This is a genomic window from Streptomyces olindensis, assembly GCF_040645895.1.
Classification (GTDB): Bacteria; Actinomycetota; Actinomycetes; order Streptomycetales; family Streptomycetaceae; genus Streptomyces; species Streptomyces olindensis.
Genome location: NZ_JBEYZD010000033.1, coordinates 68,451 through 94,926, shown reverse-complemented (window position 1 = coordinate 94,926; position 26,476 = coordinate 68,451). Strand labels below are relative to the sequence as shown.

The window sequence follows — 26,476 nt, the reverse complement described above, 5'->3', positions numbered from 1 at the left end:
GCCCCTGGACACGCCGCGGGGCCGGCGCGCGGGGGGCCCCCCCCGCGCCCTCGGCGGTACGTCTGGATCCGCACACCACGGGCCGGGGGCAGTGACATGATCTTGGTTGCCTTGATCATCGGCGGGATCGCCGCCTACGTCCTTTTCCAGTGGCTGGGCGTGGCCTACTACCTCCTGGTCATCTGCTGGGTCGGCGTCACCGGCTTCGTCCTGTTCGTCTTCACGGTCACCTCGTTCGCGATCCGCTATCTGCGTGACGTGCCGATCTCCGCCATGCGGCGCGACCGACTGGTCCGGACGTACAACCGCCTGGGCGGGCAGATGATCTCGCCGCTGAACGTGCACCGCGCGCGCCTGGTCGGAATCGGCGTCGTCGGCGACGAGGCGGACGCGACGTCACTGCCCGCGGACACCGCCTTCGACGGCATCCCCCTGTCCGAGGTGCTGGGCCTGCGCTCGCGGATGTTCTACCTGATCACCACGGAGACGTCGATCGAACTCCGGGAGCGCCGCAGGGCGACCTTCCTCGACATCGCCTGGTTCGACAAGGAACTGGTCGACTACGAGGTCCGGTCGCCCTACGTCCGCAGCCACACCCTGGAACTGCGTTTCCCCGAGGGCACGTTCATCCGGCTCCTCTACGGTGAGACGTGATCCCGGGCCGGGCGGCTCAGCCGAGGCTGGTGACGTCCAGCTCCCCCTCCGCGTACTGCCTGCGCAGCACCTTCTTGTCGAACTTGCCGACGCTCGTCTTCGGCACCGCCTCGATGACCGTCCAGCGCTCCGGGAGCTGCCACTTGGCGATCTTGCCCTCCTCGGCGAGGAAGGCGCGCAGCGTCTCGAAGGTGGCGGTGGCGCCCTCCTTGAGGACGACCGTGGCCAGGGGGCGCTCGCCCCACTTGTCGTCGGGGACGGCGACGACCGCCGCCTCGGCGACGTCCGGGTGGGACATCAGCGCGTTCTCCAGCTCCACCGACGAGATCCACTCGCCGCCGGACTTGATGACGTCCTTCGCCCGGTCGGTGAGGGTGAGGTAGCCGTCGGGGGAGATGGTGCCGACGTCACCCGTCTTGAGCCAGCCGTCCTCGCTGAACTTGTCGGCGGGACGCAGCGGGTCGGCGTCGGGGCCGTTGTAGTAGGCGCCCGCGATCCAGGGGCCGCGCACCTCCAGCTCGCCCGCCGACTCGCCGTCCCAGGGGAGGCGTTCGCCGCCGGGGCCGGTCAGCCGGGCCTCGACGCCGGCCGGGAAGCGGCCCTGGGTGAGGCGGTAGGAGAACTCCTCGTCCGTGCCGACCGCGTGGGCCGGGGGACGGGCGATCGTGCCGAGCGGGGACGTCTCCGTCATGCCCCAGGCGTGGCAGACGCGCATGCCCAGCTTGTCGAAGGCCTCCATCAGCGACGGCGGACAGGCCGACCCGCCGATGGTGACCTGGGTGAGGGAGGAGACGTCCCGGGGGTGCGCGGTCAGCTCCGCGAGCAGGCCCTGCCAGATGGTCGGGACGGCCGCCGCGTGGGTCGGCTTCTCTCCCTCGATCATCGCGGCGAGGGGGGCCGGCTGGAGGAAACGGTCCGGCATCAGCATGTTCACGCCGGTCATGAAGGTGGCGTGCGGCAGGCCCCAGGCGTTCACGTGGAACTGGGGGACGACGACCAGCGAGGTGTCCTCGTCGGTCAGGCCCATCGACTGGGCCATGTTGACCTGCATCGAGTGCAGATAGATGGAGCGGTGGCTGTAGACCACGCCCTTGGGGTCGCCGGTGGTGCCGGAGGTGTAGCACATGGCGGCGGCCTGGCGTTCGTCCAGCTCCGGCCAGTCGTAGGAGGTCGGCTTCCCGGCGATGAGGTCCTCGTACTCGTGCACCCGCGCGGTCGCGTCCGCGAGCAGGGAGCGGTCCCCGGGGCCGGTGACGACCACGTGCTCGACGGTCTTCAGGTGCGGCAGCAGCGGGGCGAGCAGGGGGAGCAGCGAACCGTTCGCGATGATCACGCGGTCGGCGGCGTGGTTGACGATCCAGGCCAGCTGCTCGGGCGGGAGGCGGAGGTTCAGGGTGTGCAGGACCGCGCCCATGGACGGGATCGCGAAGTATGCCTCGACGTGTTCCGCGTTGTTCCAGGCGAGGGTCGCGACGCGCTCGTCGGCGGCGACACCGAGGTCCTCCCGCAGCGCGTGGGCCAGCTGGGCCGCGCGGGCGCCGATCTCGGCGAAGGAGCGGCGGTGCGGTTCGTCCTCACCGGTCCACGTGGTCACCTGCGATGTCCCGTGGATCGTCGACCCGTGGGTCAGGATCCTGGAGATCAACAGCGGTACGTCCTGCATGGTGCTCAGCACGGCGTCCTCCCGGGGCGACATTGCCAACGCGGTGGTAAGGGTTGCGCTGATTCTGCGCACATACCACGCGGTATGTCACTAGGACCGGGCGATCGATCACATCACGCCATGCGGGCGGAACAGCTCACAGCCGGTCCGGACGGCGCTCCGCCGAGCGTCCCGCCGGGGCATTCACTGGCGGACGAGCCCCAGCTCGGAGTCCTCCCGGAGCTTGCCGAGAGCCCGTGACACGGCCGACTTCACCGTACCCACCGACACGCCGAGCACCTCGGCCGTCTGGACCTCGCTGAGGTCCTCGTAATACCTGAGGACCACCATCGCCCGCTGCCGCGCGGGCAGCCGCATGATCGCCCGCCACATCGCGTCCCGCAGCGCCTGCTGCTCGGCCGGGTCGTCGCCGCCGGGCACCGGCTCGGGCTCCGGCAGCTCGTCGCAGGCGAACTCGTCGACCTTGCGCTTGCGCCACTGCGACGTCCGGGTGTTCAGCAGCGCCCGGCGCACATAGCCGTCGAGGGCGCGGTGGTCCTCGATGCGCTCCCAGGCGACGTACGTCTTGGTGAGCGCGGTCTGCAGCAGGTCCTCCGCGTCGCTCGGGTTGCCGGTGAGCGAGCGGGCGGTACGCAGGAGCACCGGCTGGCGGGCCCTGACGTACGACGAGAACGACGGGTACGGAAGGGTCTGCGCCGCAGGTGCGGCCGCCTTCGAAGCGCTCGTGCAGACGAGTGTGGTCATGGCTCAACGCTATGAGCGGCGCCCTGCCGGGCGGATCGGCCGCAGGTCCCGAAGCGATGTCCCCCTCAGGTTGTAGGGGTAGGGCTGACCGCACCTCCTGTAGGTGGAGCGGGGGACCCGAAGTACTGCGGGATCACCCCTGCGGGTCACCGGTCAGTACGAGCCCCGACGTAGGCACGCCCGTCCCGGCCGTCACCAGGACCCGTCGCGCGTCCGGCACCTGGTTCACCGCCGTGCCCCTGATCTGCCGGACCGCCTCCGCCACCCCGTTCATCCCGTGCAGGTACGCCTCCCCCAACTGTCCCCCGTGCGTGTTGAGCGGCAGCCGGCCCTCGGCCACGAAGTCCGCCGCCTCGCCGGGGCCGCAGAAGCCGAACTCCTCCAGCTGCATCAGCACGAACGGCGTGAAGTGGTCGTAGAGGATCCCCACGTCGACGGCGTCCGGCCCGAGCCCCGAGGTGCGCCACAGCTGCCGGGCCACGACCGCCGTCTCGGGCAGGCCGGTGAGGTCGCCGCGGTAGAAGCCGGTCATCTGCTCCTGTGCGCGTCCGGCGCCCTGGGCGGCCGCGGCGATCACGGCGGGCGGGTGGGGCAGGTCGCGGGCCCGCTCGACGGAGGTGACGACGAGCGCCTGTCCGCCGTCCGTCTCCTGGCAGCAGTCCAGCAGCCGCAGCGGTTCGACGATCCACCGGGACGCGGCGTGGTCGGCGAGGGTGATGGGCCGGCCGTGGAAGTAGGCGGCCGGGTTGGTCGCCGCGTACCTGCGGCCGGTGACGGCCACGTGCCCGAAGGCCTCCGGGGTCAGCCCGTGGGCGTGCAGGTAGCGCTGGGCCGCCATCGCCACCCAGGAGGCGGGGGTGAGCAGGCCGAACGGCAGCGTCCAGCCGAGCGCCGCGCCCTCCGCCGTGGGTTCCCGGTGCCGCACCCCGGAGCCGAAGCGGCGGCCGGAGCGCTCGTTGAACGCCCGGTAGCAGACGACCACCTCGGCCACACCCGCGGCGATCGCGAGGGCCGCCTGCTGGACGGTGGCGCAGGCCGCTCCGCCGCCGTAGTGGATCCGGGAGAAGAAGGACAGCTCGCCGATGCCGGCCGCCTGGGCGACGGTGATCTCGGGGCTGGTGTCCATGGTGAAGGTGACCATCCCGTCGACGTCGGCCGGTGTCAGGCCGGCGTCCGCCAGGGCCGCGCGCACCGCCTCGACGGCCAGGCGCAGTTCGCTGCGGCCCGAGTCCTTGGAGAACTCGGTGGCCCCGACACCGACGAGGGCCGCGCGCCCGCCGAGGCCGTCCCGGCCCCTGGTGCTCATGCCGGGACCCGCACGGTCACGGTGCCGGTGACGTGCGTGCCGATGCCGTTCGCACCGACGATCCGGACCGTCGCGGTGTCGCCGTCGACCTGCTCGACCGTGCCGGTCAGCACCATCGTGTCGCCGGGGTGGTTGGGGGCGCCGAGCCGGATGGCGACCCGGCGCAGGACGGCCCGGGGGCCGAAGTGGTCCGTGATGTAGCGGCCGACCAGGCCGTTGGTCGTCAGGATGTTCATGAAGATGTCGGGGGAGCCCTTCTCCCGGGCCCGGTCCGGGTCGTGGTGGACGTCCTGGTAGTCGCGGGAGGCGATCGCCCCGGCGACGATCAGGGTGCGGGTGATCGGGATCTCCAGAGGGGGTAGGCGGTCGCCCGCGTTCACGGCGTCACCCCCTGGAACACCGGCAGCACCAGCTCGTCGTCGTAGCGCCGGAACTCCAGCCGCACCGGCATGCCGATCCGCACCTCGTCGTACGGCACCCCGACGACGTTGCCGACGATCCGCACGCCCTCGGCGAGCTCGATCAGCGCGACCGCATAGGGCGGCTCGAAGGCCGGGAAGGGCGGGTGGTGCATGACGACGTACGAGTAGACCGTGCCCGCGCCGCTCGCCGCGACGGTGTCCCAGTCCGGCCAGCCGCAGCCGTTGCACCCCGGCAGCCAGGGGAAACGGAGGGCGCCGCAGCCGGTGCAGCGCTGGATCAGCAGCTCGTGGCGGGCCACGCCCTCCCAGAAGCCGGCGTTGTCGCGGTTGACGACGGGGCGGGGGCGCGGTTCCCGGGGCTTGCTCGGCCGGTGTGCGGGGGCGTACTTGAGGATGCGGAAGCGGTGGGTGCCGGCGAGCGTGCCGTCCGCGCGGATGTCCGTGCGGGTGGTGACGAAGTAGCCCGTGCCGAGTTTCGTGGTCTTGCGGCCGGAGACGGACTCGATCACCGAGTCGAACGTGATCCGGTCGCCCGGGCGCAGGGGGCGCAGGTACTCCTGCTCGCAGTCGGTGGCGACCACGGCGTCGTGGCCCGAGGCGTCGAGCAGGGTGAGGAGTTCGTCGTAGGCCGCCGTGCGTTCGGGGCGGCGGGTGAGGCCGGCCATGGTCCAGGCCTGGAGCATGGTGGGCGGGGCGATGGCGTCCGGTCCCGTGTAGGCGGGGCTGGTGTCGCCCATGGCCTCGCACCAGTGCCTGATCATGGGCGCGTTGACCGGGTCGCGGCCCACTCCGGTGGCGGCCGCCGGCCGGCCCTCGTAGGCCTTCAGGCGTGCCTCGAACTCCTCGGGGATCTCCGGCTCACCGTTCACGGTTTCTGACTGTCCGTCAGATACGGCTCTCCGTCAAGCCCCCGCAGACGCGCGGAAACGCCTGTGCGGCGGTACCGAGGTACCGCCGCTCAGACGCTTGTCACCCCACGAAGCACACCCACTCGGCCGGCGGGCCGGTGCCGGTACACCGGCCCGCTCAGCTCACCACCACAGCGGGGCGAAGCTGACGGCGGTGTTGGCGTTGCCCTGGTTGACGGCCGTGAAGGCCGAGCCGTTGACCTGGGCGGTGTTGCTCTGGTTCGAGGCGCCCTCACCCACGGCCTGCTGCTGGGTGGTCGCCGAGTTGCCGAAGTTGTCGCCGCCGACGCCGCTGCCGAGGCTGCCCTGCTCGGCCTCCGTGACGGCCGCGATGGATCCGTTGTCCGCGAAGGCGCCGTTGTCCGCCGTCGCGACACCGGTGAAGAGGGCGGCTGCGAGCGGAAGTGCGGATGCGGCGGCGAGGATGCGGGCGGTGCGGATGCTTGCCATGTTTCTTGTCCCTCCAGGACTTCGGAACCGAGGACGCACCGGCTTATGGCCGTCTGTGCGTGAACTGCTGTCTTCACCAGGGAAGTTGGCCGGCCGCCCTGGCTTTCTGCTCGACGTCGCGAGTCCAGAATTGCCCACCGAATCCCCGGCGAACCACCCTGGAAGCCGCCATTCGCACGCAAGCGTGAGGACAAGTCGATAAACCCCTTTGTGTCACTTCCGTCCCGGACGGGGGCACAAGGGGTCGTTCGAACCCAGGTACCGCAAGGGACGAAGCGTTCCAGCACTTTTCCCGGACGCCGCTCCGCCCCGGCGCGTCGCCCCCGTTCCCTCTTTCCTTTTTCGAACGTACGTACGAAACTAGGAGCATGGCCACCACCGACCGGCAGGCCACGACGCTGGCCCTCGCACACGCCCTGTCAGCCGCCGAACGCGGACTGGCCGTCATCCCCCTGTCGCGCACCAAGCTGCCCGCGCTCCGCTCCCCCCACCGCGACGACCCCGCCCCCTCCCCCTGTCACGGCGAGTGCGGCCGCCTCGGCCACGGGGTCTACGACGCCTCCAGCGACCCGGCCCGCATCCGCGAACTGTTCGCCGCGGCGCCCTGGGCGACCGGCTACGGCATCGCCTGCGGCCTGCCCCCGCACCACCTCATCGGCATCGACCTGGACGTGAAGACCGGCACGGACTCCTCGGCCGCCCTGCGCGAGCTGGCCCTGCGGCACCTGTTCACGATCCCCCCGACGGTGGTGGTCCTGACCCCGTCCGGCGGACGGCACCTGTGGCTGAGCGGGCCGCCCGACGTGGTCGTCCCCAACTCGGCGGGCCGCCTCGCCCCCGGCATCGACATCCGGGGTGCCGGCGGCTACCTCGTCGGCCCCGGCTCCCGCACGGGCCAGGGCGTGTACGCCGCCGCCCCGGGCACCGCGCACCTGCCCCCGGCCCGCTGCCCGCGCTCCCTGCTGCGCCTGCTGCTCCCGCCGCCCCGCGCCCACCACCCCACGCCCCCGTCGGCCGGCGGACACGGCCAGGGCCTGGTCCAGTTCGTGCTCGCCGCCCACGAGGGCCAGCGCAACACCCGCCTGTTCTGGGCGGCCTGCCGCGCCTACGAGGACGGCATCGGCCCCGCGCTCGTGGACCCCCTGGTCGACGCGGCCCTGAACACCGGCCTGTCCGAGCGGGAGGCCCGGGCGACGATCGCGTCGGCGGCGCGACTGACGGGGCACGGGCCGTGAGCGAGGGCTTTCCGTGAACGGGCCTCGTCCGTGAAGGGGCTCCTTTCCTGAGCGGGGCCCTTCCCTGAGGGAGCCCTTCCCTGAGCGGGGCCCTTCCCTTGACGGGCCCTTTCCGTGAGCAGGGCCGAGCGAGGCCACCTCCATGAGCACCGAAAGACCCCCATGCACCAGCACGTCAGAACGCCGGCCCTGGCGCTCGCCCGTCTCGTCCTGGCCTCCGGCCGCCCGGTGGACCTGGCCGAGCTGCGGTTCACGTCGACGTACGGCGACCTGCGCGAGGGCTACCCCTGCAAGCCGGTGAACGACCTGCGGATCCGCGGCCTGCTGCGCGCCGCCGAGCAGGCCCACCCGGGCACGCCGGTCCACCTGGTCCCGCCCCCGCGCGAGTACCCCGACCAGTACGCGGGCGGCCTCGGCCCCGTCGAGGTGCTGCCCGCCGTGGCGTGCCTCGGCACGTTCCACTCCACCGCCCTCGACCCGGCCCACGACCCGGTCGCCTACCGCTCCCGGCTCACCGTCCTCTGGTTCCAGTCCACCCCGCGGCTGCCGTCGGCGTGCGGCCCGGAACCGGCGCTGCGGGACATCGACTGGACGGGACTCGCCCGGGACACGCGGGCGCTTGCGTAGGGTCGTCCGATGAGCGTTTCCCGTACCGAACTGCTGCGCGCGCAGTTCGAGTTGACCTGGGCCCTGTTCGAGTACCACCTGGAGCGGCTGGAGCCGGAGGACTTCCTCTGGGAGCCCGGGCCGCTCATCTGGACCATGCGCCGGTCCGCCGACGGCACCTGGGTGCCGGACTGGGCGGACACCGAGCCCGACCCCGTGCCCGTGCCCACGATCGCCTGGGTGAGCTGGCACATCGGCTGGTGGTGGAGCGTCACCCTCGACCACGCCCAGGGCCGCCCGCCGCGCGAGCGCACCGACGTCGTGTGGCCCGGTGAGGGCACCCCGACCGTCGAGTGGCTGCGCGACCTGCGCACCCGGTGGCTGGCGGTCCTGGACGGCCTCACCGACACCGAGCTGGACGCTCAGGCCCGGTTCCCCGTGCCCGACGACCCCCGGTACACCGTCGCGCACATGGCCGCCTGGGTGAACACGGAACTGACGAAGAACGTCAGCGAGATCGGCCAGCTGCGCATGCTGCGGGCGGCCTCCGCGGTACGTCAAAATCACTAACCACACGCCTGTGACCAGGGGCGGAGCAGTTCGTTGGAGTGGGCATGCGTTCTCGTCTGCTCTCCCGTGCCGCCGTGCTGCTCGTCGCTCTCGTCGCTGTCCAAGGCGGTTCGCCCGCCCTGGCCGCCGAGGGCGGCGGGGGCAGCCGGTCGGGTGGGATCGATCCGATCACCCCGTTCGCGCAGGGCGCCTCGGCGCTCGCCGGGATGGCCCAGCCGTTCTACACCGCGTTCAGCCAGGCCGTGTCCCCGCCGCCGAGGGCCTGACCGGGCGGCGGGGCCGCGCGGCGCGTGACATCGTGGGGGCATGACCATCGACGTGCGCCCGGCCACGGACTTCGAGGACGTCCGTGCCGTGCTCGGGCCGAAGTCCCCCGGGGCGAACGTCTGCTGGTGCCTGAGCTACCGGATCCCCTCCAAGCTCAACAACGAGCTGCGCGGCCCGGCCCGCGGCGCGTACGTCGCCGAGCTGTGCCACGCGGACCCGCCCCCGGGCGTGCTCGCCTACGACGGCGACGAACCGGTCGGCTGGGCCGCCGTCGCACCGCGCGCGGACACCTCGTTCGCCCGCAACCGCAAGATCCCTCACGTCGACGACCTGCCCGTCTGGTCGCTGTGGTGCGTCCGGGTCCGCCCCGGTCACCGCAAGCAGGGCATCTCGCACGCCCTGATCGCCGGCGCGGTCGACTTCGCCCGCGCCCACGGCGCACCGGCGATCGAGGCGTACCCCCTGGACAACGGCGACGCCAAGGTCGACCTGACGATGGCCTACGCCGGCCTCCGCAAGAACTTCGAACGCGCCGGCTTCACGTACGCGGCGGACACCACCTCGGTCCTGGCCGGTCATCCCCGGATCCTGATGCGGCTGGACCTGCGCTGAAAAAGGCCCGACCGCTGGCGACGGGGGATGCACCAGCGGTCGAGCTATGGCCAAGGGTAACAAGCGCTTGCCCAGCGGGAGCCGACCAACCGTCAGATAGTCGGTGTTGTGACTCGGATCACTCAACTCCCGTGACGTCGGGGCTCGTTGTGCGCTCCCGTCCCGTCAGCCGCCGCTCCCGTCCCGTCAGCCGCCGCACGGCGGGTCGTAGGAGAGCCGCGGCAGGTACTCGCTCCAGGTGTCCGGCGTCAGCACGCCCCGGGTCAGCGAGCAGATGCGGCGCACGGCCGGGTCGACGTCCAGGTTCCAGATCCGGATGGTGTCGGCGCCGCTCGACACCGCGATGGTGTGGCCGGCCGGGCTGAACGACAGGTAGTTGCCGGTCTTGGTGTCGGGGCTCATCGACTGGCCGATCGCGGTGGCCCCGGCGGGGTCGGAGACGTCCCAGAGCCGGACGGTGCTGTCGTTGCCGCCGCTGGCCAGGATGCGGCCGTCACGGCTGAACGTCAGGGACACGACCGCTTCGGTGTGGCCGGTGAGGCGTGCCAGCCCCGAGGCGTCGGCGGGGTCGCCGACGTCCCAGAGACGTACGGAGCTGTCGTCGCCGGCGCTGGCCAGCGTGCGGCCGTCCCGGCTGTAGGCGAGGGCGTTGACGGCTCCGAGGTGGCCCTTGAGCGGTGTGCCGGTCAGGGTGACCCGGGCGGGGTCGGCCGCGTTCCACAGCCGGATGGTGCCGTCCGCGCTGCCGCTGGCGAGCGTCCGGCCGTCCGGGCTGAAGACGAGGAAGTTGACGTAGCCCTTGTGACCGGTGAGGGGTGCGCCGAGCGGCCGGGGGCGGGACGGGTCGCCGATGTCCCACAGCTGGATGGTGCGGTCGTCGTCGGCGGTGGCCAGGGTCCTGCCGTCCGGACTGAAGGCCAGCGGGTCGGCGTACCGGATGCGCAGGGGGAGGGGAGACCCGTACGGAACAGGGCGTTCCGGATCGCTGAGGTTCCACAGCTGCACGGCCCGGTCGCCCGTCACCGCCGCGAGGGTGCGGCCGTCCGGGGAGAACTCCAGGGAACGCACGTCGCCCTTCCCGGGCCGGAACGGTTCGCCCATCGCCACCGGTCTGCCGGGCGTCCGCACGTCCCACAGACGGATCCGCCCGTCGCGCCCCGCCGTCGCGAGCACCCGCCCGTCCCGACGGAAGGTGCCGGTCCGGCCGGTCATGTCCGAGGTCGGCAGCGCCCACAGGCGGACCTTGTTGTCGCCCGTCCCGGTGGCGAGGGTGCGCCCGTCGGGGCTGAAGCCGAGCGCGTACATCTCGCCGCTGCTGCCCGCCAGGGGCCCGCCGACCTGCGACGGATACTCCGGGTCGCTGACCTTCCACAGGCTCGCGGTGCTGTCCGCGCTGGCGGCGGCGAGCCGGTTCCCGTCCGGGCTGAAGGCCACCGACCAGACCGGCCCGGTGTGGCCGGTCAACGGCGCCCCGATCTGGGCCGGGCCACCCGATCCGGCCATGTTCCACAGCCGTACGGTGTGGTCCTCACCGCCGCTGGCGAGGATCCGGCCGTCCGGGCTGAACGCCACGGAGTGCACGGTCGCGGTGTGGCCGGTCAGCGGCGCGCCGGCCGGTTCCGGGTGCCGGGGGTCGGCCACGTCCCACAGGCGGATGGACCCGTCGTCGCCGCCCGCCGCCAGCGTCCGGCCGTCCGGCGCGAACGCCACCGAGCGCACGGCGGCCGTGTGCCCGGTCAGCGGCTTGCCGAGCGCCCGCGCCCGGCGCGGGTCGGCCATGTCCCACAGCCGTACGGTGCCGTCGTCGCCGGCGGAGGCCAGCGTGCGCCCGTCCGGGCTGAAGGCGATCAGGTAGATCGTGCCGTCATGGCCGGTCAGGGGCTCGCCGATCCGCTTCGGACGGCCGGGGTCGGTCACGTCCCACAGCCGGATCGTGCCGTCGTCGGAGGCACTGGCCAGCGTCCGGCCGTCGGGGCTGAAGACCGCGCTGCTCACCCAGCTCGTGTGGCCGGTGAGCGGTCTGCCCAGGGGACTCGGACGCCTCGGGTCGGCCACGTTCCACAGCCGAACGGTCCGGTCGTAGCTGGCGGTCGCCAAGGTCCTGCCGTCCGGGCTGAACGTCGTGAGGTAGACGGCGCCCGTGTGCCCGAGCAGGGGCGTGGCCAGCGGGGCGTTCACGACGGAGATCAGGCGGCTCCTCGCGCCCTCGTCGTCCGGCCGCAGTCGGTGCGCCACCAGGTCGAGCTGGGCGGACAGCGACGGATCCGTGTCCCGGACGCGGTCGGCCTGGGCGAGCACCTGCTCGAACACCGCGTCGTCCCGCTGCTTCCAGGCGACGACGGCCGACCCGGCGGCCAGCACCGCCAGCGCCACCAGCGCCGCCACCGCTCCCCGGCTGATCCAGATGAAGCGCCGGCGCAGCCGGACCGAGGCCGCCAGGAACTCCACCGCGCTCCGGGTCAGGTACCTGTCCCCGGCGGATTTCGCCCAGCCGTGGGCCTGTTCCAGCCGGGAGCCCCGGTAGAGCAGTGATGTGTCGCGGTCCGACTCCTCCCAGGCCCGGCCGTCCTCCTCCAGGCGCTGGCGCAGCAGGTTGCCCTGCCGGTCCTCGTCGATCCAGTCGCGCAGACGCGGCCAGGCGTGCAGCAGCGCCTCGTGGGTGATCTCCACGGTCTCCGCGTCGAGGGTCACCAGCCGGGCGCGGACCAGCGCCTCCAGGGACTCCTCGGTCTTGCCGGGGTCGTTCGACTCCTCCGCCAGTTTCCGCCGGGTCCCGCGTCTGCGCGTGGCCTGGGTGTCCTCGCCGAGCCGGACCAGCCGGAGCAGCAGCAGCCGCGCCGCCGTGCGGGCCGCCGGATCGAGGCCGGTCCAGGCACGTTCGGCGGTCGCCGCGACCGCGCCCTGGATGCCGCCGGCCGCGCGGTAGCCGGCCAGCGTCAGCCGGCCCGCCTTCCTGCGCTGCCAGGTGGCGAGCAGGGCGTGCGACAGCAGCGGCAGCACTCCGGCGTCGTGCGCCCCGCGCGGGCCGTCGGCGCTGACCTCCCGGACGATCAGCTCCGCCAGGCCCGGCTCCAGCTCCAGACCGACGGCCTTGGCCGGGCCGGTCACGGCCTCGCGCAGCTCCGCCGTGGTGAGCGGCCCGAGCACCATGTGCCGGTGCTGGAGCGCGTCGGCCAGCTCGGGGTACCCGAGGCACTGCTCGTAGAAGTCGGCGCGTATGCCCAGGACCACCACCGCGGGGGCCGGTTCGCCGGGGGCGGGGGGTGTGCAGGCGGCGTGCAGCACCTCGACGAAGGCGCGCCGGTCCGCCTCGTCCGGGCAGAGGGTGAACGTCTCCTCGAACTGGTCCACGATGACGACCGGGCGGGGCGCGGTGGGTTCCTCGCGGCGGGCCCAGGCGGTGACGGCCGCGCGGATCGCGTCCGCTCGGGGTGGAGCGGTGCGGGGTGGAGCGCCGGGTTCTGCGGTCAGGGGGTCTGTGGTGGCCGTGGAGCCGTCGGCGGGGTTTTCCTCTGTGGGGGAGCCGCCGGGCGTGGGGGAGTCAAGGGGGCCGGATATGGGCCCGGGCCCGGTGACAGTCCTGGTCACGGGCTCGGTCACGGGCTCAGTGGCAGTCCTGGCGACGGGCGAGACGACAGGTGCCAGCTCGGGGATGCACCGGGCCAGCTCCGCCAGCGGGTCGGCGCCCGGCACGAGCTGCACCACCTCCCGCGCCCGACCGTTCCCGGCGTTCCCGCCGCTTCCGCCGTTCCCGCCGTTCCCGCCGTTCCCGCCGCTCCCGCCGCTCCCGCCGTTCCCGCCGCTCCCGCGGTCCTCGTCGTCGCCGAGCGCGCCGTCCCGCAGCGCGGGCACCAGACCGGCGTTCAGCAGCGAGGACTTCCCCGCTCCCGAAGCGCCGACGAGCATGACCAGGCCGCCGCCCGTCCCCGCCACGGTCCGAAGCTGGGCGACGAGCGCGTCCGTACTCCGCTCCCGGCCGAAGAACCACCGGGCGTCCTCCCGGCGGTAGGAGGCCAGCCCCCGGTACGGGCACACCCCGCCGGGCGCGGGCGGGGCCTCGGCCGGAGCCTGCTCCCGCTCCGGGGACCCGGCCGGGCGCTCGGCGACCGGGTCGGCCACCGCGCGCTCCCACAGCCGCTGCCACTGCCCCAGGTCGTACAGACCCGGCGACACCGGCGTGGGCCGCTCGCGCCGCGCCTCGGGGATCAGAACGTGCAGCACGGCCGCGAGAGCGGGGAACTGGGCGGGCACGTTCCGGGCCCGCCGCCAGTCGCTGATGCGCTGGGCGGACACCCGCACGGGCCGCCCGCGTTCGTCGACCCGCTGGAGCCGCACCACCGCTTCGGACACACGTTTGAGTGGAGGGTTGCCGGCTTCCTTGTACAGCAGTGCGAGGCGTTCCGCGAAGGCGGTGCGTGCCCCCGAGTCGGAACCCAAGGTCTCCACTCCTCACTTCCTACGCCTGACGTCCGGACCGGAAAACTCACTCTATATGGCTGACCTGCGGTAATACCCTCCGCAAGTCCCCGGAACCTCCTCGTCCACGACCGGAAATGGCAGGATCCGGAACCAGCAGCGCACCCATCCGGTCAGCTTCCATCCGGGTTCCATCCGAGTCGGACGACGGTAGCTCCACCGTCCGGTACCGGTCCCCACGAGGGGAGGGACCGGTGCCGGACGACGTGGTGATCCTCCCCGGTGGAGTGCGCCCTCCAACCCCATGACCGCCGATCTTCGAGGCTGAACATCCGGCCCTGGATAACTGACGAGCCGTCAGCTATGGTCGCCCTGCCGTACCGCTTCCGGAGCGTCGTACAAGCGATGCACAAGCGATGTACAGGGGTGAGCGCAGTGGAGTCACGTCCCGACAGCCCACGACCGCAGGGCGCTCCGCGCTGGGTGGCGATGATCCACCGGCCGGCCGAGGGCTCCTGGCGGACGGCGGCGGAGTCGCCCCACCGCTCGGCCGTGCTGTACGCGCTCGGGGAGATGACCCGGACCTTGCGGGCGCGCGGCGACGAGGTGACCGTCGCCCTGTGGGGGCCGAAGGACGGCGCGTGGCACCTCTACGACGCCCCCCTGAAGCAGGCGACCGAGCCCCGGCCCGCGCCGGAGGCCTCGCCGGCGTCCCTGACATCCCCTGGTGGCGCGAGCGCGAGCACCTGGGCGGAACGGATGACCGGCCGCCGCCACCAGGTCCTCATGGCCGGCCTGGGCAAGGCGGGCCTCTACGACCTCTCCCCCGAGGACGACACGACCGTCAAGGCCCTGGCCGAACGGCTCGACGAGGCCGCCGTACGCCGGGTCGCGCACTGGCTGGCGACGGCGGGCGGCGCGCGGTAACCGGAGCCGGCTCGGCGGGCGGCACGCGGTAGCCGGACCCGTTCAGCCCAGCAAGGCGACGCACGGTAGCCGGACCGGTCGGTTCAGCCCGCGGCGCGCTGGGCAGTCAACTCCTGGCGGCGGGGCCTACGCTGCCGCCGGGAGGGGGATGAAGCGGCATGAAGGTCTCCGTGGACCGTGAGCTCTGCTACGGCTCCGCCGAGTGCGTCCACCGGGCGCCCGCGGTCTTCGCGTTCGTCGACGGATTCGGCGTCGTCCGCCCGGGCCGCGAAGAAACGGGCGACGACCCCGAGATCCTGGAGGCGGCGGAGAAGTGCCCGAGCCAGGCCATCAGGATCACCGCGTCACCGGACGGCCCTGGCGAGGGATGACGCCGGTACCGAGCCTGCTCGCGGTCTTCGCCCACCCCGACGACGAGTCCCTGTCGGCGGGCGGCGTCCTCGCCCGGCACGCGTCCGCGGGCGCGCGCACGGCGGTCGTCACGGCGACGTGGGCGGCGGACAGCGTGCGCGCCACGGAGTTGGCCGAAGCCCTCCGCGTCCTGGGCGCCGGCGCGCCACGGATGCTGGGCTACGCCGACGCCCGCGTCCCGCACTCGGCACCGGGCAGACCGCGTCTCTGCGACGCCCCGCTGGACCGGACGGTGGGGGAACTGGTCGCCCACATCCGGGCCTTCCGCCCGGACGTCGTCGTCACGCACGACGCCTACGGCGGTCTGACCGGCCACGAGGACCACGTGCACACCCACCGGACGACCCTGCTCGCGGTCCACGCCGCCGGCCTGGAACGCCTCTACCCGGACACTGGTGAGCCCTGGCGCCCGAGCGCCCTCTACCTGGCCACGCACCCGCACTCCGCCGTCCGGGCGTGGGCCGGGCACTGGGCGCCCCTGGGCAAGGCGATGCGCACGGTCCCGGACGACCTGATCACCGCGGCCGTCGACGTCACGCCCTGGCTGGACCGCAAGGTCGCCGCCGTCCTGGCCCATCGCTCCGAGGTGGAACGGGGAGCGGCCCCGGGCCTGATCGCGGCACTCCCGGCACCCGAGCGGGAACGGCTGCTCGGCACCGAGTGGTACATCCGCCACGACCCCGTCACCACCCTGCCGCGGCAGACGGAGCTGTTGTCATAGGGCCGCGGGGAAACCCCACGGGAGCTGCGACAACGCCCTGGCCCTGGCCTCCACGACCGCCATCCGGGCCTGCCGCTCGGCCCGGTCGGCATGGGCCGGCTGCCCGGTCACCTGCCCCTCCCACTTCCGGTACAGCAGCCCCACCTCCGCCGAGAACCACCCGCGGCTCACGGCGTTCAGCGCGAGCAGCAACCCGGTGTCCTCCGAGGCGGGCAGGGCCATCCACCCGCCGAGGGCGAGCAGCAACTCCCGCCGTACGAACAGCGAGGCCGGATGCACCGGGGCGAGGAACCCGTTGGCCCTCCAGTGCTCCAGCACGGCCCCCCGCTCGATCACCCCTTCGTCGGGATCACCAGGGAACCCGACGGTCGACCCGTCGGGCAGCAGATCCAGCACCCGCGACGTCACCCAGCCGAGACCTCGATCCCCCTCCAGCACCGCGAGATTCCGCCCGAGCACCCCCGCCGCGAGCTGGTCGTCGGCGTCCAGCACCGTCACGTACTCGCCCTCGGCGTGGGCCAGCGCGACGGTCCGGGCCACCCCGGGCCCCCCGGCCCGCCCCTGCCGGAACGTCACCCGCGGGTCATCGGGCACGTACGGCCGTACGTCCTCGCCCTCCCCGTCCTCCTGAACCACCCAGTGCCACTCCCACCCCTCCGGCAGCCCCTGCCCGCACAGCGAGGCGTAGGCCTCCGGCAGGAACCGGGCATGGGGACCGTGCACAGCGGTGACGACGACGATGCGCCGCATCACGAGGCGCGCTCACCACCTTCCAAAGACCGGAACGGCCCGCATGCTATCCACCGGCAGCAAGCGAAGAGACCAGCACCGCCCCGCCGAAGAGGACGACCAACTGCACGACACCGGGGATGCGCCACCCCAGGGCGAGGAGACCACCGCCGGTGAGCACCGCCCCACCCACCAGAACCCACGCCGCCTGCGACGCCGCACTCGCCGCCCCCGTGGCACTGGCACTGTCGCTCTCATAGCCGTCGGCCCACGCCTCCATCCCGACGCCGAACGCCATCCAGGCGATGAGCATGAAGTCGATGACGACCAGCGCCAGGCTGACCCCGATCTGCTGACCGCTCGACGGCTCTCCTGAGTTCATGCGGCCAGCATGGCGGCGCGGCGGGCACCACACATGAGCACGACTACTCAGATGCGCCCTCGGACGCTCGGCCTTCTCCCGAACGTGGCCGCCTGTTTTACTTCGCGCATGATTACGGCGGCCTGTGTCTGCCTCGGCACGGTGATCGGGACGATTCTCGTGTCACGGCGAGCCCGGCGAGCAGCCGCTCGAGCGGCGTCCGGGGAAGCGGTCTTCTTCCAGGTCGGGGCCAACCGGCCGGACGAGGGACGCCGATACAGCCTCGGCCGGGTGCGAACCGGAACCGAGTTCCACTGGGAGCCCCGCCGGCCATGGACGCGGCTGCTCGAACTCCCGCCAGACCTGCGCTATGTCCGCGCCCGCCCCACCACGCTCCGCGAGGCCCTGTGGCTCCCGCCCGGCGTGCTGGTGATCGAGTGCGAATCGTCTACGGGGCCGATACGACTGTGGGCCCGCGTGGAGCAGGCGGCACAGGTTGCGGAGATGATCCGGCGCACAGGTACCGCGTGACGGACGAAAAGATCCGCTCACCGGTGGCCGGAGCGCTTGCTGACCAATGGCACTCCACACCTTACGCGGCCTGGGTACCGTCAAGGGTAGAAGCCCCGACGGATGGAGCACGATGCCTCGCCGCCTGCTGGACCGCCGGCGCCTCACCTACAGGGGGGCGCGCTAATGCTGGAAGAAGCCGAAGAGATCGGCCGTCGCGCACGCCGCGCACGGCTCCGCCTCGGCATGACACAAGCTGACCTCGCTGCCGCCCTGGGCAAGACTCAGGGGTGGGTCTCCAAGATGGAACGCGGAAGCATCGAGCTGGACCGCGTCGGCGTGCTGAACCTGCTTGCCTCGGAGCTGCACGTACACCCGAACGACCTGATCGGGCGGCCGTACAACAGCTCCCCCGCCGAGAATCAGTGGCAGGTCTCCGCCGCAGCCATCCTGCGCGAGCTGCGCCGCTACGACCTCGCCCCCGTCTTCGACGGCACGCCCCGATCCGCGCACCAGCTCTGGCAGGAAACCACCCGCCTTCACCGCCTGCGTGATGCTGCCGCGAACGTGGCGATCATGGAGGTGCTCCCCGACCTGTTCCGTGAGGCACGCGCCCTCGCCGAAGTCTCCACGGGGCACGAGCGGGAGGAGGCGTTCGCCATCTATGCCGTGTGCTGCAAGTTCGCCCACACCGCCGCGCACGCTCTTGGGCACCCCGAGTTGATCGCCATGGCGTGTGAGCGGGCCGCTTGGTCTGCCCGCCTGTCCGGCGATCCTGTCATGCCTGCTGTCGCCGACTGGATGCGTGTCTGGGACATGTGGGCCACGGCGGACTGGGACGACTCCATTGCTCTGTCGGACAAGGCGATTCTCAGCGTGCAGCAGGACTACGACCGAGGTGAGCCGCTGGCCGTGCGGGCGTGGGGAACACTGCAACTGCGCGCGGCCGTCTCGGCTGCCCGGAGCGGTCGCAAGGCCGAAGCGAAGGACCGGATCAAGCACGCGCGGAGTGCAGCCAAGCGGATGACAGAGGCCGTCGGGCCTCCGGTCCATGACCGCCACAGCCTGACCTTCTCGCCGGGCAACGTGCAGATCCACGCGATCAGCGTCGCTCTGGAGATGCATGAGCAACGCGAGGCCCTGTCGATAAACCGGCGCACGAGTAAGGAACTGGTCGAGGCGCTGCCCAACTCCCGTCAGGGGCATCACCACATGGACCTGGCCCGCGCTTGGCTGTGGGACGGGAACCGCGACAAGGCTCTGAAGGAACTGGAGAAGGCCGAGCGCATCGCCCCCCAGCTCGTCCGCAACCACCCCATCGCCCGGTCAACCCTGCGCAGCATCGTGTACGCCGAGCGCACGAGCACCCGCGAGAAGCTGCGCCGCATGTCAGACCGCTTCCACCTCGACGGATGAGGGTCGCATTCCTGCGGTTCATATTGGGCCCTGGAGATCTTCATAGCTTCGAGGCATGGCCGAACAGACCTCGAAGCAACTCCCGGCGCGGGGCGCCGAGTTAGTCCCTGGCGCCCCATTTCATCCTCGCCTCGGCGACCTCGCTCTCGACCTCGCCAAGGGCGGAAAGATCGGCGTGTGTGTCGCCTTGCCGAGCGACAGCTCTGCGTCGTACCACCTGCGCCCGCCTGGCGGTGGTGAGGACTGGCGGGCCAGGTCCGATGGAAGCACCCTGCGCCCCGTGCCCATCCCGGTCACGCATGTCACCCCCATGCAGCGGGACGCCGCCTACGACCACCGCGCACAGCAGGCCGCACTGCCGGTCACCGTGCACTACGAGGACGGCGGCGCCTGCAAGACGATGCTCGTTCTCACCCCGGCGCAAGTTGAGCTGTACTACGGCCAGCTCGGCAAGCTGATCGCGGCGCGGGAAACGGCTCGGGAGCATGAGCGGTGAGCCCGGCCGTGCTGATGCTCGCTCCGCCGGCCTCTGCACGTATCCCGATGCGGTCGCCCATCGCCTTCCGCTGTGAGGCGACCGCCCACGACCTAAGCGGCATCCGCGAGGTTCTGCTCGCCACCTACCGCGGTCGGTCTCCGCGTCTCGCCGCCCGTTGGCTACGCGCACAGGCACTGCACCTCGCCCGGCGGCTGTCCCCGGACCCTGGAACCGAATACCTCCAGGGTGCGCCGCTCATCACCACAGGGCCGGACGTTCCTCGCCCTGATGCCGAGCTGCGCGCGTGGGCCAGCAGTGACCAGGCGTACGAGCACGCAATACGCGCTCTCGCCGCAGGCCGCGCGTTCGTGTTCGAGGTGACGGACTACGACGCCCGGTACTGCCTCCGGGTGTATCCGCTGCCCACACGCCGCCCGGCACCCCCGCAAGCCCCCGTCCCCGCCCAGTGCCCACCCCACTCCCCGGCGAGGACGGGCCGCCACCGCAGACCGCGGGGACGGCGCACGCACCGATGTCCCCCGCCCCCGCGTCTCTTCCGGTCCCCCCGGCGCGGGGGCGGGCTCACCACCAACCGGAGCTCTACCGCTGAACGCACACCCGCCGCTCTGCGGCGCAGTCCTGCCCATCTACCGAGGGGAAGACGCGGTGACCATCTATCCCGTATCGCCGAACACCGTGCTGGCCAACGCGCTCACGAGCGCTGAGGACCTGCTCAGGCCGCACATTGTCAACGCGGCTCCGGAGCGGATCGTGTTCGTGGTGGGAACGCAGATCAACGGAGCCCCGCACATCGGAACGTCCCTGGTCCAGTCGCTCACGTTTGCCGCTGCGGCGCGCGCTCGCGACAGGTTCGGCGTACCGGCCGAAGTCCAGTTCGGTGCCCTCGACAACGCGCCGTACGCCATCGTCGCCGACAAGGAGACCGGTCACCGCTACCAGCGGGCTTACGCGCACGCCTTGGGAGCGGCCGGCATCGCGGAACAGATCGACAAGCTGTACCGCCCGATGTTCACGGCCCTGTCCGAGCGCCTGCACGTGTCGTACTCGGTCGAGACCTACAGCCAGCAGCAGGCGGGCGACCACTTCCGCCGTACCTGGCTGCGAGTGCTGCATCGCATGGATGCCGCCCGCTGGTACCTGTCTCCGTCGTCCGGCGTCCCGCACGTCCGTGTCCCCTGCCCGCGACCCGGCTGCGGGTGGGCCGAGAAGTACGCGGAGCGAACCCGCGTCCGTGACGACGGCTTCGAGCGGGCAACTGTCTCGGCCGTGTGCCTGCACCATGGCGCATACGAGGTCGTCATCGAACCGGCCAACGGCGGCTACCTGGACCTGGCCACGCTGTACAGGAACCTGGTCAAGGAGCTGGCCATCACCGGAGCGGTCGGCACGCTGTACGTCATGGTCAAGGGCAGCGACTGGATGCCCGGCTGCATCCTCGTCGACGGTGCCCTACAGGCGGTCGGCCTCACCCGCGGACAGTTGCCCGCCCGTCTCTTCTGCCCCCAGGTGGTCACGGACAAGGGCGCGAAGCTGTCCAAGTCCCTCATCCGAGAGGGACGCGCAGCCTTGCCCGACGGTGCCGCCCCCTGGATGCTCGACACCCGAGAGTGGCCGGGCTCGTTGGCTGAGTACGTTGACCGCTTGCTCGGTCTGACGGACGTATTACTCGCCGATCCACGCCACTTCTTCCGCTCGTACTCGGCCGGTGAGCTCGGCCGACTCATGACCGCTGCAACAGCTAGGAGCGTTCCCGCCCCATGACGGAGACTGCCGCCGCGCGCGTCCGTGAACTGAACCTCTACCGCCGGTACTTCGACCTGGTCGCCGCTGGCCAAAAGACGATCGAGGTGCGGGTGAAGCACCCCCACCTTGAAGACCTGGCGGCCGGAGACGTCATCCGCTTCCGCATCAAGGGCACGGCCGAGACGTGTGGCGTCCTGGTGAAGCGGGTCACGGAGTACAAGACGTTCGAGGAACTGCTCGACGGGGAGGGCCCGGGGGACGTCAACCCGGCGTCCTCCCGTGAGCAGCAGCTCGCCAACATCCGCGAGATCTACCCAGCGGAGAAGGAAGCGCTCGGCGCACTCGCCATCGAAATCGAGCTGCTGCCGCAGTAGCCCGCTGAGGGTGGTCCGGTCTTGGAATCCCTGGAGGTGTCAGGCTTTGGGCATGAGCAAAAAGGGGGCGACGGCAGCCTCCAAGGTGGCGACGGCCGAAGAAACAGCGGTCAAGGTAGTCGCGGCATTGCTCACTGCTGACCATGACGAACGGGTGACATTCGAGCACTGGGATGTCCCACCTCGCCAGGGGGCGCACGACTTCTGGATCTGCCGCGGAGAGGCGCGGGAGGCACTGGAGATCACCACGCTTGCCGATCAGGACAGCAAGAGGAATGCGGCGCACTGGTGCAAGCGGGGACCGGGCTACGCAACGACGATCGACAACCTCACAGTGATCCGCAACACGACAGAGCCGGATCAAGGTGAGACAGGCCCCCACGCAGAAGGAGCGCCCCTCCTCCCTGAGGGACACCCCTCCTGACCAGCCCAGCTATGACCTACGCGGAGGCGGTGGGATTTGAACCGCCCCCGGCTGCGCGACGGTGGGGGAGCCGAAGGATCACCTGCCACGTGTGGCTCCAGCAACCCCCTACCGGCCTCAGCCATGCTTCCCCTCAACGTCACGGACCGCGCCTCGATCCGGCTGGGACGTTGCCGACACGGCTGTGCAGCTGGGCTGGGCGTGCGGTTCTGCGGGCCATGCGGCCCTGAGCCGTGGGCGGTCAGGCGACAGGGTCGACTGCGGGGTGCGTGAACCGCACGGGCTTGCCCAGCGACCGGGCGTAGGTGATTTCGGATCGGGTGCTGTCTCCGATGTAGTCGCCGACTACGAGCACCTCATCAGCGAGCCGGATCTTCGCCCGGTGCAGAACGTCGAGTCGAACCTTCAGCGCCTCGGCCTCGACAGGATCGGACGAAAGTTCCTGCGGCGACTTCATGTCACAGGCCGGTTTGACGACGATCTTTCCGGCTTTGGTCTCCCGCAGATCGGCCTCGGTCATCTCGGTCATGAAGCGGGTGGAGCCGCAGATCACGACGATACGCGGAAGGCTCAGCTGCTTCTTCGCGTCGGCGAGCTTCTCCTCGGCGGTGAGTGGTTGCGGGTATGACACTGGTTCCTCCTGGTGGTGTGGTCCAAGGGGTTAGAACGTCTAGGCCGCTGACCAGCAGGTTCACGGCCTCCGTGCACCGGTTCTTGATCCCTGCCTGGTCCACACGCACTGATCCACAAAGCGACAGGGCCGGATCAAGGTGAGACAGGCCCCCGCGCAGAAGGGGTGCCCCCCATCGAGGGGCACCCCTTCTGACCTGCGCTGTCTATGACCTGCGCGGAGGCGGTGGGATTTGAACCCACGGTGACATCGCTGCCACGACGGTTTTCAAGATCTCTCGGCGGTTTGGCGGGCGAATTACTCCGCCGCAGGTCAGACGGGTACGAGCACCCCGGCGGAGCCGTCATCATCGTCGTCGTGCCCGCTACGTGCCCCAGGCTCGTGGTCGTGCCCGTTGAGCCAGGAGTCAGCCGCCTCGGCGACCTGGTCGTCACGACCGGCGACCGGCCGGGCGTAGTGGCGGGTCGTGACGCTCGCGTTGGAGTGGCCGAGCCGGTGAGCGGCGGTCATCACGCCGTACCGGTCGGCTACCCAGGTCCCGTGCGAGGCCCGGAGATCATGTGGGGTCACGTCGGTCAGCCCGGCCGCCGAGACAGCGGGATCGAAGTAGGCCTTGCGCCATTGGTTGTAGCGCAGGGGCTTGCCACCCGGAGTCGTGAACAGGAGCGCGTCATCCCCGCCGGGCAGGGACTCAAGATGCCGGCCGAGCTTCTTCGCGAGCGACGGACCCACGCGAAGGAGCCGCTTCTGGTGCGACTTCGGGGTGTCGAAGACCAGGGCACCGTTGGCTTCGGCAAGGTTCTCGTCGACCAGGACGAAGCCGCCGGACACGTCGATGTCCACGCGCCGGAGGGCGAACGCCTCACCGACCCGCAGGCCCGCGTACGCGAGAAGCGCGATGAGCAGGTCATGCGGCTGGGCAGCGCTCCGCACGATCCGCGAGGCTTCGAGCGGGGTGAGGATGTGCGGCTCCGTCTGCGGCATCCTGGGCAGCTTCACACCCCTGCAGGGCGTCTGCGGGATCATGTCGTTGTCGACAGCCGCCCGCATGATCTGCGAGAGGACCCGGTACGCCTGCCGGATGCGCGAGGCACTGAGGCCCTTGGTCTTCATCCCGCCGACCCACTCAGCCACCGTGATCGGCCGCAGACTCGACAGCTCTCGATCCCCGAGTGCCGGATTGATCAGCGAGTTGATCAGGGACCTGTACGACGCCTGGGTCTTGTGCTTGAGCTGCGGCGAGACGGCCGCGAGCCAACGAGCGGCCCAGTCTCGGACGGTGGTCTGCCCCTCGGCGGGGTCGAGCCAGCGCCCCTCCTCGATCTCGATCCGCTTGCGCATGAGCCACCGGTCAGCGTCCGTCGACGTGGCGAACGTCCGATCAGCAGGGCGGAGCACACCATCCGGCCCCGGATACCGGGCTTGGAAGCGGCCGGAGGGCAGCTTGCGGACGCGGCCGAAGGTGCGGCGGGACTTGCGCTTGCCAGCCACTAGGCAGCCCTCCTCAGACCCGCAGGCCGCAGGACGACCGGCTCCACGGTGTTGGCGGCGATGAACTCCCGCACCGCGCTCTCGGGGATGCGGACATGCCGACCGAGCTTCACGTAGGTGATGCGCCGCTCCTCGATGAGGCGCCGAGGGAAGCGCACGGTGGTGCCGAGCAGCTCGGCGACCTGGTCGACGTTGAGGTACCGCTCATTCATGGTCGTGCTCCCCTTCCTGGCGCAGGTCTGCGAGGGCTTCGCGTGCCGTTTCGCGGTTCAGCTGGATGTCGCGCCGGATGGTGGCGGCGAGCCAGGACTCGCCGGGGGTGTAGCCGTGCCCGGCGTACGTCCAGTGGGCGAGGGTCAGCGTGGTTGCCTCCGGGGAGTCGTCCGGGTCAGGCAGGCCGAGGGCGGCGCGCTGCTGGGCGGCGCGGTAGTCGGCGCGGGTCTGGCGGAGGGCGCCGAGGGTGGTGGAGTAGCGGCGGGACTTGGTGGAGAAGTGGCCCCGGAAGCCGAGCATGTGGGCCCAGTCGCGAAGCTTCCGATCCGGGTAGAGCGGGTGCAGGTCCAGGCATGCCTCGATCAACCGGCGCGGGTGATCGGGGACGCCGAGGAGAACCGCGGCTTCCTTGTTGCCGACGCGCCGGTCGAGGGTGCCGGTGGTCTCGGCTGCCTTGGTGGCGTACTTGGCCAGGTAGGAGGCGACGGCCTGTTCGGTGATCTCCTCGCCGTCGTCGAAAGCCTTGATGGGGCGCACGTCGAGCTGCGTGCCCCACCGCAGCGTGCGGGCCGGTTGGTCACCGACCGGAGGCACGTCGACCTCGACTCGGGCAGCGGCAGCGCGGATCGCGTCGGTGAGCAGGTCGAGGGTCGCCCAGGCCGGGGGCGGAGTGTCCGGTCCCTCGGAGCCGTCGAAGCGGATCACCGCATGGAAGTGGACAGCCCCGCGCTTCTGGTACTCGGCGACCTTGCCGAAGGACAGCCGGGATTGCTCCCGTGCGGTCTTCTGGGTCAGACCGGCCCGCTTCGCGATCTCCCGGCGCAGGTAGATCGTGAAGTACCGCCATAGCTCGGACGCGTGGTTGTTCCACAGCACGGCGCCCGCGTAGTCGTACGTCGTCGGGTTGAGCGGTGTGCCCAGCTCGGGCGCGTCCTTGGCGTGACGGGTGCCGCAGGCGCAGGGCCGGTTGCCGGGGCGGTTGTGCACGGGGCCGAAGGACGGGGCCGTAAGGGTGGCGAAGACCCGGGGGTGATCGCGGACGGTGTGCGGGGTCCCCTTGTTCGGGTCGCCGACGAGTCCGGCGCGGATTAGGTGGTAGGTGTCCCCGGCGTAGGTCCAGGCGCAGGCCGGGCAACGGGAAGCGCGCCGGTTACCGCAGGCGAGGCGGAGCATGCCGCCCGGCTCCTGGTCGGTGCTGTAGGCGTGCAGGACATGACCGGTCGCGCGGTCGAGGGTCTTGGTCGCGCCGACGAGGCGGATCGGGTCGGCGCAGCCTCCGGTGCGCTTGATCTGTTCTTGCCAGCGGTCGAAGTCGGCCGACCCGGCCACCCTCAGCACGTCGGAGAGGGTGGCCCGGTCGAGACCCGCCAGCGTGGCGGTGTCGGTCACGCGATCACTTCCCGACCCGAGCGATCAGGGCCGGGACGGCGTGGCCGGTGCCCTGGCAGGCGTGACAGACGACGCGGAGGAGGACGCGGGAACCATCGCGGTGGCGCCCGCCAGTGGTGATCGCGACGACACAGAAGCCGTCGCAGTGGCGGCAGACCGGACGATTCGGCACGTGAAGCGGCATGATGAGTGGACCCTTTCTGGTCGAGAGATCGGGAAGAGGTGGAGCCGTCCGGGGCGGCGGATACTTGGCGGTTGAGGCCGCCCCGGGGGGCGTTACTTGCCCAGCGCGCGTGAAGACCTCCGGCGCTTGGACGTGCGGCTGATCGTGTAGCTGATGCCGCAGGAAGCCGACAGGACCGAGACGATCGAAGCGGCGATGATCTGGCTGACGTAGGCGATCACCAGCAGGACCGCGACGGATCCGACGGTGATCACGAGGGTCAGAACGATGGGGCCGGTGTAGGAGCGCGGGGCTTCCTGCACGATCACGACACGGCGCATGTCGGTCCCGGGCGGGAGCTGGCGGTACACATCGGCCGGGATGTGCCCGGCGCGGAGCTGTTCGTCAGGCAGACGCATGTCAGCTCTCCTCAAGCGGGGCAGCGGTGGGTGCGGGCGGAGAGTTCGGCCGCCGACCGGTTGCCGTGTTCGGTGGAGAACCCGCACTTCGGCGCGGTGCAGGCGGCGGTGTGCCGGGTCTGGCCCCGGCTGTTGTTGAAGGAGCCGACCTCAACGGGGCCGATGCGGATCACGTCGAAGAAGCGGTTCGGACGTGCCATGG

Annotated in this window: 30 protein-coding genes; 15 read left to right on the top strand and 15 right to left on the bottom strand. The window is 71.4% G+C overall.

Translation table 11 applies throughout. The features are described from left to right. Positions 1-96: 96 nt before the first annotated feature. A complete protein-coding gene (locus ABZ948_RS22170) occupies positions 97-654 on the top strand; it encodes a hypothetical protein (protein WP_359762043.1) in 558 nt (185 codons plus the stop codon). Between the two features lie 16 nt (positions 655-670). Here ABZ948_RS22170 and ABZ948_RS22165 read toward each other — a convergent pair whose 3' ends face one another. The 6 genes from ABZ948_RS22165 to ABZ948_RS22140 all read right to left on the bottom strand — a co-directional run bounded on the left by ABZ948_RS22165 (position 671) and on the right by ABZ948_RS22140 (position 6,147). After that, complete coding sequence (locus tag ABZ948_RS22165) at positions 671-2,350, bottom strand: long-chain fatty acid--CoA ligase (protein ID WP_359762049.1); 1,680 nt, start codon at positions 2,348-2,350, stop codon at positions 671-673. 150 nt (positions 2,351-2,500) lie between these two features. Next, positions 2,501-3,061: a SigE family RNA polymerase sigma factor gene (locus tag ABZ948_RS22160; RefSeq protein ID WP_359762042.1), complete on the bottom strand. Its 561-nt coding sequence runs from the start codon at positions 3,059-3,061 to the stop codon at positions 2,501-2,503. A 133-nt stretch (positions 3,062-3,194) separates the two neighbouring features. Beyond that, entirely contained in the window at positions 3,195-4,367 is a 1,173-nt protein-coding gene (locus ABZ948_RS22155; RefSeq protein ID WP_359762041.1) for a lipid-transfer protein, read from the bottom strand. Then, a complete protein-coding gene (locus ABZ948_RS22150) occupies positions 4,364-4,747 on the bottom strand; it encodes a MaoC family dehydratase (RefSeq protein ID WP_359762039.1) in 384 nt (127 codons plus the stop codon). The genes ABZ948_RS22155 and ABZ948_RS22150 overlap by 4 nt, the downstream gene beginning before the upstream one ends. Further along, positions 4,744-5,658, bottom strand: coding sequence for a bifunctional MaoC family dehydratase N-terminal/OB-fold nucleic acid binding domain-containing protein (locus ABZ948_RS22145; RefSeq protein ID WP_359762037.1), 915 nt, complete (start codon positions 5,656-5,658; stop codon positions 4,744-4,746). The genes ABZ948_RS22150 and ABZ948_RS22145 overlap by 4 nt, the downstream gene beginning before the upstream one ends. 162 nt (positions 5,659-5,820) lie before the next feature. After that, positions 5,821-6,147 (bottom strand): hypothetical protein, encoded by a 327-nt coding sequence (locus tag ABZ948_RS22140; RefSeq protein WP_359762036.1) that lies wholly within the window; start codon positions 6,145-6,147, stop codon positions 5,821-5,823. Between the two features lie 368 nt (positions 6,148-6,515). On the opposite strand from ABZ948_RS22140, the gene ABZ948_RS22135 reads away from it, so the two are divergent. From ABZ948_RS22135 to ABZ948_RS22115, 5 genes are all read left to right on the top strand, one after another. Further along, on the top strand, positions 6,516-7,382 hold the full coding sequence (locus ABZ948_RS22135) for a bifunctional DNA primase/polymerase (RefSeq protein ID WP_359762034.1): 867 nt from the start codon (positions 6,516-6,518) through the stop codon (positions 7,380-7,382). Between the two features lie 162 nt (positions 7,383-7,544). Beyond that, entirely contained in the window at positions 7,545-8,009 is a 465-nt protein-coding gene (locus ABZ948_RS22130) for a hypothetical protein (RefSeq protein ID WP_359762033.1), read from the top strand. 9 nt (positions 8,010-8,018) lie between these two features. Then, positions 8,019-8,558, top strand: a complete 540-nt coding sequence (locus ABZ948_RS22125; protein ID WP_359762031.1) for a DinB family protein — start codon at positions 8,019-8,021, stop codon at positions 8,556-8,558. Between the two features lie 44 nt (positions 8,559-8,602). Continuing rightward, positions 8,603-8,824 carry a hypothetical protein gene (locus ABZ948_RS22120; RefSeq protein WP_359762029.1) on the top strand — a complete coding sequence of 74 codons (222 nt, stop codon included), beginning with the start codon at positions 8,603-8,605 and terminating at the stop codon, positions 8,822-8,824. Positions 8,825-8,864: 40 nt separating this feature from the next. After that, on the top strand, positions 8,865-9,437 hold the full coding sequence (locus tag ABZ948_RS22115) for a GNAT family N-acetyltransferase (RefSeq protein WP_359762027.1): 573 nt from the start codon (positions 8,865-8,867) through the stop codon (positions 9,435-9,437). A gap of 186 nt (positions 9,438-9,623) precedes the next feature. Here the strand turns inward: ABZ948_RS22115 and ABZ948_RS22110 are convergent, their stop codons facing one another. Then, positions 9,624-13,883 (bottom strand): nSTAND1 domain-containing NTPase, encoded by a 4,260-nt coding sequence (locus tag ABZ948_RS22110; RefSeq protein ID WP_359762025.1) that lies wholly within the window; start codon positions 13,881-13,883, stop codon positions 9,624-9,626. Positions 13,884-14,288: 405 nt separating this feature from the next. On the opposite strand from ABZ948_RS22110, the gene ABZ948_RS22105 reads away from it, so the two are divergent. The 3 genes from ABZ948_RS22105 (at position 14,289) to ABZ948_RS22095 (ending at position 15,912) form a co-directional block, all read left to right on the top strand. After that, positions 14,289-14,780, top strand: coding sequence for a hypothetical protein (locus tag ABZ948_RS22105; protein WP_359762023.1), 492 nt, complete (start codon positions 14,289-14,291; stop codon positions 14,778-14,780). 158 nt (positions 14,781-14,938) lie between these two features. Continuing rightward, positions 14,939-15,151 carry a ferredoxin gene (locus tag ABZ948_RS22100; protein WP_359762021.1) on the top strand — a complete coding sequence of 71 codons (213 nt, stop codon included), beginning with the start codon at positions 14,939-14,941 and terminating at the stop codon, positions 15,149-15,151. Further along, the gene (locus tag ABZ948_RS22095) at positions 15,148-15,912 is read left to right on the top strand and encodes a PIG-L deacetylase family protein (RefSeq protein ID WP_359762019.1); all 765 of its coding nucleotides are present in this window, start codon (positions 15,148-15,150) and stop codon (positions 15,910-15,912) included. Before ABZ948_RS22100 ends, ABZ948_RS22095 begins: the two co-directional genes overlap by 4 nt. Here ABZ948_RS22095 and ABZ948_RS22090 read toward each other — a convergent pair. Beyond that, positions 15,907-16,662: a glycosyltransferase family 2 protein gene (locus ABZ948_RS22090; RefSeq protein ID WP_435857565.1), complete on the bottom strand. Its 756-nt coding sequence runs from the start codon at positions 16,660-16,662 to the stop codon at positions 15,907-15,909. The two genes, ABZ948_RS22095 and ABZ948_RS22090, sit on opposite strands and share 6 nt — an antisense overlap. A 46-nt stretch (positions 16,663-16,708) precedes the next feature. Beyond that, complete coding sequence (locus ABZ948_RS22085; RefSeq protein ID WP_359762015.1) at positions 16,709-17,023, bottom strand: hypothetical protein; 315 nt, start codon at positions 17,021-17,023, stop codon at positions 16,709-16,711. Between the two features lie 270 nt (positions 17,024-17,293). Between ABZ948_RS22085 and ABZ948_RS22080 the strand changes: the two genes are divergently transcribed. The 6 genes from ABZ948_RS22080 (at position 17,294) to ABZ948_RS22055 (ending at position 21,968) form a co-directional block, all read left to right on the top strand. Continuing rightward, positions 17,294-17,533, top strand: a complete 240-nt coding sequence (locus ABZ948_RS22080) for a hypothetical protein (RefSeq protein ID WP_359762013.1) — start codon at positions 17,294-17,296, stop codon at positions 17,531-17,533. Positions 17,534-17,698: 165 nt separating this feature from the next. Next, positions 17,699-18,928, top strand: a complete 1,230-nt coding sequence (locus ABZ948_RS22075; RefSeq protein WP_359762012.1) for a helix-turn-helix domain-containing protein — start codon at positions 17,699-17,701, stop codon at positions 18,926-18,928. Between the two features lie 55 nt (positions 18,929-18,983). Beyond that, complete coding sequence (locus ABZ948_RS22070; protein ID WP_359762011.1) at positions 18,984-19,424, top strand: hypothetical protein; 441 nt, start codon at positions 18,984-18,986, stop codon at positions 19,422-19,424. Between the two features lie 648 nt (positions 19,425-20,072). Further along, the gene (locus tag ABZ948_RS22065) at positions 20,073-21,188 is read left to right on the top strand and encodes a hypothetical protein (RefSeq protein WP_359762009.1); all 1,116 of its coding nucleotides are present in this window, start codon (positions 20,073-20,075) and stop codon (positions 21,186-21,188) included. Then, positions 21,185-21,544 (top strand): ASCH domain-containing protein, encoded by a 360-nt coding sequence (locus ABZ948_RS22060; RefSeq protein ID WP_359762007.1) that lies wholly within the window; start codon positions 21,185-21,187, stop codon positions 21,542-21,544. The genes ABZ948_RS22065 and ABZ948_RS22060 overlap by 4 nt, the downstream gene beginning before the upstream one ends. Before the next feature lie 52 nt (positions 21,545-21,596). Next, positions 21,597-21,968: a hypothetical protein gene (locus ABZ948_RS22055; RefSeq protein ID WP_359762005.1), complete on the top strand. Its 372-nt coding sequence runs from the start codon at positions 21,597-21,599 to the stop codon at positions 21,966-21,968. Positions 21,969-22,209: 241 nt separating this feature from the next. Here ABZ948_RS22055 and ABZ948_RS22050 read toward each other — a convergent pair whose 3' ends face one another. From ABZ948_RS22050 to ABZ948_RS22025, 6 genes are all read right to left on the bottom strand, one after another. After that, positions 22,210-22,599 carry a hypothetical protein gene (locus ABZ948_RS22050; protein WP_359762003.1) on the bottom strand — a complete coding sequence of 130 codons (390 nt, stop codon included), beginning with the start codon at positions 22,597-22,599 and terminating at the stop codon, positions 22,210-22,212. Positions 22,600-22,911: 312 nt separating this feature from the next. Beyond that, positions 22,912-24,090, bottom strand: a complete 1,179-nt coding sequence (locus ABZ948_RS22045) for a tyrosine-type recombinase/integrase (RefSeq protein ID WP_359762001.1) — start codon at positions 24,088-24,090, stop codon at positions 22,912-22,914. Continuing rightward, positions 24,090-24,302 carry an excisionase family DNA-binding protein gene (locus ABZ948_RS22040; protein ID WP_356669438.1) on the bottom strand — a complete coding sequence of 71 codons (213 nt, stop codon included), beginning with the start codon at positions 24,300-24,302 and terminating at the stop codon, positions 24,090-24,092. The genes ABZ948_RS22045 and ABZ948_RS22040 overlap by 1 nt, the downstream gene beginning before the upstream one ends. After that, the gene (gene repSA, locus ABZ948_RS22035; protein ID WP_359761999.1) at positions 24,295-25,692 is read right to left on the bottom strand and encodes a replication initiator protein RepSA; all 1,398 of its coding nucleotides are present in this window, start codon (positions 25,690-25,692) and stop codon (positions 24,295-24,297) included. Before repSA ends, ABZ948_RS22040 begins: the two co-directional genes overlap by 8 nt. Before the next feature lie 276 nt (positions 25,693-25,968). Beyond that, positions 25,969-26,274 (bottom strand): hypothetical protein, encoded by a 306-nt coding sequence (locus ABZ948_RS22030; RefSeq protein WP_359761998.1) that lies wholly within the window; start codon positions 26,272-26,274, stop codon positions 25,969-25,971. Between the two features lie 11 nt (positions 26,275-26,285). Beyond that, positions 26,286-26,474 carry a mobile element transfer protein gene (locus tag ABZ948_RS22025; protein ID WP_359761996.1) on the bottom strand — a complete coding sequence of 63 codons (189 nt, stop codon included), beginning with the start codon at positions 26,472-26,474 and terminating at the stop codon, positions 26,286-26,288. Positions 26,475-26,476: the final 2 nt, after the last annotated feature.